Annotated in this window: 1 protein-coding gene; it reads left to right on the plus strand. The window is 43.4% G+C overall.

Annotation, left to right across the window (positions count from 1 at the left end; all coding sequences use genetic code 11):
- Positions 1 to 90: 90 nt before the first annotated feature.
- A partial coding sequence (locus L5M71_RS23015) for an IS5-like element ISSod6 family transposase (protein WP_263220685.1) occupies positions 91 to 658 on the plus strand: 568 nt, incomplete at its 3' end.

Consider the following 658-nt stretch of genomic DNA (forward strand, 5'->3'; position numbering starts at 1 on the left):
TAGGGTCTGTTGATCTTTCGAGAGTAATTTTTAGACAGCATGGCAAGACGTTATAATTTGCTTCGCCAAAAGTAACCATAACCTCAAGCCATGCCAAGACTTATGCTAACCGATGCACGCTGGGAAAAGCTATTTCATTTAATGAAAAGCACAGGCCGTGTTTATGACAAACCTGAACATAGACAAACATTCGAAGGTATTCTTTACCGCCTTAGAACAGGTATCCCTTGGCGAGATTTACCTAAAGAGTTCGGTCATTGGAGCACGGTCTTTAGACGGTTTCATTTATGGTCTAAGAAAGGCGTTCTAGCACATTTATTCAAGGYCTTAGCCAACCTTGCTGATATAGAATGGGTCTTTATTGATGGCTCGATAGTGCGGGCTCACCAGCACAGTGCAGGTGCAGCGACGCTAAGTAATGAGAGTATTGGTAAAAGTCGAGGCGGTAATTCAACCAAAATTCACTTAGCCGTCGACAGCGGAGGATTACCGATTTATTTCGAATTATCAGAAGGCCAAAAACACGATATTACACACGCCCCCAGCTTAATTGAGCACCTGAAGCAGGTTGATACCGTCATTGCAGATAAAGGTTATGACAGCGATGCTTTTCGTGAACTTATCGCCAATAAAGGCGGGAAATCTGTTATTCCAAGGC

The organism is Shewanella sp. SW1, assembly GCF_025653545.1.
GTDB classification, from domain to species: domain Bacteria; phylum Pseudomonadota; class Gammaproteobacteria; order Enterobacterales; family Shewanellaceae; genus Shewanella; species Shewanella oncorhynchi.